We start from the raw sequence: 345 nt of genomic DNA, 5'->3' as shown, positions 1-345 counted from the left end.
ATGCCGATCAGACCGATGATGTCCAGCTCGCCGCCGCAGAACAACAGCGCCGCGAGCGCGCCGCACGCGGCGGAAGGCAGCGTCGACAGAATCGTCAGCGGATGGATGAGGCTTTCGTACAGAATGCCGAGCAGGATATACACGGCGATCAGCGCGCCGACCAGCAGCAAGGCTTCGTTTCCGAGCGACGTGCTGTAAAGCTGCGCCGCGCCTTCAAGGTTCATCTGCACGCTTGCGGGCGGGTTCAGCTTCGCTTCGATCGCTTCGATACGGTCGATGGCCGTGCCGAGCGTCACGCCATCCGCGAGATTGAACGACACGTCCGCGTATGGAAACTGTGCCTGG

1 protein-coding gene is annotated in these 345 nt (G+C 62.6%); it reads right to left on the bottom strand.

From position 1 onward, the window contains the following. On the bottom strand, window positions 1-345 hold a 345-nt coding region (locus SB753_RS35550; protein WP_410804771.1), incomplete at both ends, for an efflux RND transporter permease subunit.

The organism is Paraburkholderia sp. SIMBA_053 (assembly GCF_046534895.1).
GTDB lineage: Bacteria > Pseudomonadota > Gammaproteobacteria > Burkholderiales > Burkholderiaceae > Paraburkholderia > Paraburkholderia caledonica.
This window is presented reverse-complemented; position numbering and strand designations above follow the sequence as displayed.